The organism is Arthrobacter sp. 2YAF22_2, assembly GCF_052114645.1.
GTDB lineage: Bacteria > Actinomycetota > Actinomycetes > Actinomycetales > Micrococcaceae > Arthrobacter.
In genome coordinates this window covers 1-4690 of sequence record NZ_JBFRFD010000299.1, presented here as the reverse complement: position 1 = coordinate 4690, position 4690 = coordinate 1, and the positions used below count along the sequence as shown (strand labels likewise).

General features: G+C 68.7%; 6 protein-coding genes. 4 read left to right on the top strand and 2 right to left on the bottom strand.

Annotation, left to right across the window (positions count from 1 at the left end):
* From AB4Y86_RS12570 to AB4Y86_RS12555, 4 genes are all read left to right on the top strand, one after another.
* Nucleotides 1–342 (top strand): S1 RNA-binding domain-containing protein (locus AB4Y86_RS12570; RefSeq protein WP_441402557.1); only part of this gene is annotated, 342 nt, incomplete at its 5' end.
* Nucleotides 343–499: 157 nt separating this feature from the next.
* Nucleotides 500–1894, top strand: coding sequence for an OFA family MFS transporter (locus AB4Y86_RS12565; protein WP_441402556.1), 1395 nt, complete (start codon nt 500–502; stop codon nt 1892–1894).
* A gap of 1 nt (nt 1895) precedes the next feature.
* Complete coding sequence (locus AB4Y86_RS12560) at nt 1896–2039, top strand: MFS transporter small subunit (protein ID WP_441402555.1); 144 nt, start codon at nt 1896–1898, stop codon at nt 2037–2039.
* Nucleotides 2040–2042: 3 nt separating this feature from the next.
* Nucleotides 2043–3893, top strand: a complete 1851-nt coding sequence (locus AB4Y86_RS12555; protein ID WP_441402554.1) for a gamma-glutamyltransferase family protein — start codon at nt 2043–2045, stop codon at nt 3891–3893.
* On the opposite strand, the gene AB4Y86_RS12550 is transcribed toward AB4Y86_RS12555, so the two are convergent.
* Together AB4Y86_RS12550 and AB4Y86_RS12545 are read right to left on the bottom strand one after the other, a co-directional pair.
* A complete protein-coding gene (locus tag AB4Y86_RS12550) occupies nt 3894–4379 on the bottom strand; it encodes a hypothetical protein (RefSeq protein WP_441402553.1) in 486 nt (161 codons plus the stop codon). It abuts the gene before it with no gap.
* Between the two features lie 151 nt (nt 4380–4530).
* Nucleotides 4531–4690, bottom strand: a 160-nt coding sequence (locus tag AB4Y86_RS12545; RefSeq protein ID WP_441402558.1) for an HNH endonuclease, incomplete at its 5' end; no start/stop codon positions are given.

Sequence of the window (4690 nt, the reverse complement as noted above, 5' to 3'; positions counted from 1 at the left end):
GTTCACCAGGACGGCCTCGTGCACGTCTCCGCGCTGGCCAACCGCTTCGTCTCCGACCCGCGGGAGGTGGTCAAGTCCGGGCAGGTGGTCAAGGTCAAGGTGCTGGAGGCGGATCCCGAGCGGAAGCGCATCTCGCTTACCCTGAGGCTCGACGACGAGCCCGCGCCTGTCGGTGCGGCCGGTGAGCGCCCGGGGAGGCCTCCGGCCGGGAGGCCTGCATCCGGGAGACCAGCGCCGGGGGGCAGGACACCGGCCAGGCAGCCAGCTCAGTCGAAGCCGGTTCCGGCGCCCGTCAACACCGCGATGGCCGAAGCGCTGCGAAAGGCCGGACTCGGCAAGTAGCGCGACCGTTTAGCGCGGATTCCCTACCGCTCGGCGCGCATTTCGTACGTTTGCTGATGATGTGCACCATGATTGCCGAAGGCAACGGCTCACGTTTGGGGTCCTTCGCCTCTAGATCGCTGGACATCGACGTCGTGGATAAGCAAGGGGAACACCTATGGGCTGGCTGGACCGTGAACGAACCATTGCGCCGCCGGGATTCAACCGCTGGCTCGTGCCGCCGGCGGCGCTCGCCGTCCACCTCTGCATCGGGCAGGCCTATGCGACCAGTGTCTACAAGACGGCCCTGGTCAAGCATTTCGGCGCCAGCCTGACCGAAATCGGCGTGATCTTCTCCATCGCCATCGTGATGCTCGGTCTCTCCGCCGCGATCATGGGCACCTGGGTGGACAAGAACGGCCCGCGCAAGGCGATGTTCACTTCCGCGGTGTTCTGGGCCTGCGGCTTCCTGATCGGCTCGCTCGGCATCTTCACCCACCAGCTCTGGCTCGTCTACCTGGGCTACGGCGTGGTCGGCGGCATCGGCCTGGGCATCGGCTACATCTCGCCGGTGTCCACCCTGATCAAATGGTTCCCGGACCGGCCGGGCCTCGCGACCGGCATGGCCATCATGGGCTTCGGCGGCGGCGCCCTCATCGCGAGCCCGGTTTCCACCGCGCTGCTGAAGCTGTACGACCCCAACTCCAACGCCAAGGGCTGGGTGGCCAGCGGCGACTCCGTCGGCAAGCTCTTCCTGACCCTCGCTGTCATCTATCTCGCGTACATGCTCTTCGGCGCCTTCACCATCAAGGTGCCCGCCGAAGGCTGGAAGCCCGCGGGCTTCGACCCCACGAAGGTCAAGGCCGCCAAGCTCGTCACCACGGAGAACGTCTCCGCCAAGAACGCCGTCAAGACCAGGCAGTTTTGGCTGGTCTGGATTGCACTGTTTTGCAACGTCACCGCCGGCATCGGCATCCTGGAACAGGCCGCCCCGATGATCCAGGACTTCTTCCGCCAGTCCGACGGCGCGTCCCTGGTCAGTGCCGCCGTCGCCGCCGGCTTCGTCGGGCTGCTCTCCATCGGCAACATGGCCGGGCGCTTCGCCTGGTCCGCCACCTCTGACGTGACCGGCCGCAAGCGCATCTACATGGTGTACCTCGGCGTCGGGGCGGTGCTCTACATCGTGCTCGCCCTAGCAGGGTCCACCACGACCATCCTCTACGTGATCCTCGCGTTCCTGATCATTTCCTTCTACGGCGGCGGCTTCTCGACCGCGCCGGCCTACCTGCGGGACCTCTTTGGCACGTTCCAGGTCGGCGCCATCCACGGCAGGCTGCTGACCGCCTGGTCCGCCGCCGGCGTCGCGGGACCGCTGATCGTCAACGGCATCCTCGACGCCCAGGGGACGCCCGGCAAGTTGACCGCCGCGTCCTATCAGCCGGCACTGCTGACCATGGTGGCGCTGCTGGTGGTCGGTTTCGTGGCCAGCCTGCTGGTCAAACCGGTCGACGAACGATTCCACGAACCCCGCCCGGACCGCAATCCTTCGCACGAACCCGCCATGGAGGCCTGAAATGAGCACTGCACACACCCCCGGCGCCCAGGCGTCCGTAACAGCGTCCACCGGCAAACTGGCCGTGGCCTGGGCCCTCGTCGGGGTGCCGCTGGCCTACGGGGTCTACGAAACACTGACCCGCGTAGCGGCGCTGTTCGGCTGAGTTATGCCCTTCACCCCGCCTGAGCCGTTCACCACCCGCCCCACCTTGCAGGGCACCTTTGGGATGAGCGCGTCCACGCATTGGCTCGCGACGGCGGCGGCGCAGGCGGTGCTCGAACGCGGCGGCAACGCGTTCGACGCCGTCACAGCCGGCGCCTTCGTGCTGCACGTTGTGGAGCCGCACCTCAACGGCCCGGGCGGGGACATGACGGGAGTTTTCGTGACGGCGTCCGACCCGGGCACGCCGGTGGTGCTGATGGGCCAGGGCCCGGCGCCGGCTGCGGCCACCGTGGAGCACTACCGTGCCGAAGGCCTGGACCTGGTTCCGGGGTCGGGGGCACTGGCCGCCGCGGTGCCGGCCGCCGTCGACGCCTGGCTCCTGCTGTTGCGGGACCACGGAACCTGGGAGCTGGACGCGGTGCTGGAGTTCGCAATCGGCTACGCCCGCGACGGGCACCCGATGCTGGGCCGCGTCGGCGGCACGATTGCCGCGGTGGCTGAGCTATTCCAAACGCACTGGCCCAGCTCGGCGGAGCTGTGGATGCCCGGCGGCAAGGTCCCGGCCGAGGGCGAACTGGTGCGCAACCCGGCCCACGCCCGGACCCTGGAACGGCTCGTCGAAGCCGGCCGGGCTTCCACCGGTACCCGCGAGACGCGAATCGATGCGGCCCGCCTGGAATGGCGCGAGGGCTTCGTCGCCCGGGCGATGGTGGCATCGGTGCAGACCCCGCACCGGCACTCCTCGGGCACCGACCACCGGGGCGTGCTGGCCCTGGCCGATTTGGCCGGCTTCGAAGCCGGTTACGAGCCGGCCGCCACCGTGGAGTTCCGCGGTCACACCATCGCCAAGACCGGGCCGTGGGGTCAGGGGCCCGCGCTGCTGCAGACCCTGGCCATCCTTGACGGGTTCGAGGACCGGCTTCTGGATCCGTCCACCGAACTAGGGGCACACACGATCCTGGAGGCCCAGAAGCTGGCGCTGGCGGACCGTGAGGCCTATTACGGTGACACTAACGTGCCGTTGGAGTACCTCCTGTCCGAGGAGTACTGCGCGGGCCGCCGGTCCCTGATCACGGACCGGGCGTCGCACGACTTCCGGCCGGGGCGGGTGCCGGGCCGTGAACCCTACCTCCCGCCGCTGCGGACCGAGTACGTCCCGCCGGCGCTGGCCAGCCTCGTGCAGGCGTCCCGTCCGGGGGCCGGGCAGGCGTCCGGTTCGGCGGGGTTGGGCGTGGGGGAGCCGACCGTGGCGCCGAGCGGGGAGACCCGGGGCGACACCTGCCACATCGACGTCGTGGACCGTTGGGGAAACATGATCTCGGCGACGCCGTCGGGCGGTTGGCTGCAGTCCTCGCCGGCGATCCCGGAACTGGGCTTCTGCCTCGGGACCAGACTGCAGATGACCTGGCTGGAGCCGGGAACGCCGTCCACCCTGACTCCGGGCAAACGGCCTCGCACCACCCTGACGCCCACCTTGGTGCTCCGGAACGGACGGGCGGTGACCGCATTGGGGTCGCCCGGCGGCGACCAGCAGGACCAGTGGCAACTGCCGTACCTGCTCCGGGCCATCGTGGGCGGCTACTCGCCGCAGCAGGCCATCGACGCGCCGACGTTCCATACGACGTCGATGCCCGGTTCGTTCTGGCCGCGGACCTGGGAACCTGGCGGCGCCGTGGTGGAGGAGCGGCTGGGCGAGGACATCATCGCGGGGCTCGAACGCCGGGGGCATCTTGTCACGAGGGCCGGCGGCTGGACCCTCGGCCGGCTCTCCGCCGTCGTCCGGGACCCGGCCACAGGAGTATTGCAGGCCGCCGCCAACCCGCGGGGCGCCCAGGGGTACGCGGCTGGGCGGTAGCTACCCGACCCGCCGACGGCGCACCGCCAGGTAGGTTGCGACGCTCGCGAGGGCTGGGACGCCGAGGAAGACAGTCAGCCCTGCAATGCCGCTGGGAACGCCCCCGACGGCCGCGTAAGCTGCAATGCCGATCCACCAGAGCAGGGCCGTCGTGAATCCGCCGATGACGAGGAATCCGCGAGTTGCCGGGCGGCCCGGTCTGGGAACGCTTCGAGGCGGGCGGCCCTTCAAGCCAGCCGATACCGCGGAGGGGGAACTGGCACGGTGCCGCCGCGCCAGGAGGAATGTGCCGGCGGTTGCCGCCACGGGGACGGCTCCGAAGATGAGCAATCCGGCTAGACCGCTCGTCGGCCCGCCGACCATCAGGTAGCCGGCCATCCCGATCCAGCAGCACAGAACGGCGAAGAACCCGCAGAGAACCACTATGGGATTCCGCAGGCCGGAGCGGCCGTCCGGAAAAGCAGCGAATGTTCCGTTGCGTGCCATGATCAGTCCCCCAATGCGGTTGCCTCAAAGGCTGGGTAGTTGTCATTACAGCATGGCGCGGCAGCTCTGACGAGGCACATTCGTTGATTCGGCTTATGGATCCGCTTCATGGATCAATAAGCGGGTGTCCATGTCTCAAGGCTGGAGTCATTCATGATCGGAAGTAGTGGTTTCGTTTGGGTTGTTGGCGGGRGTCCAGGTGGGGTGGCGGGATGAACCAGGGGATGCCGGCGCGRGGTTGGATGGTCCAGTGTTCCTTGTGGATCAGGTGGTGGTGGTGGGAGCAGAGCAGGACTCCGTTGTCGGCGGAG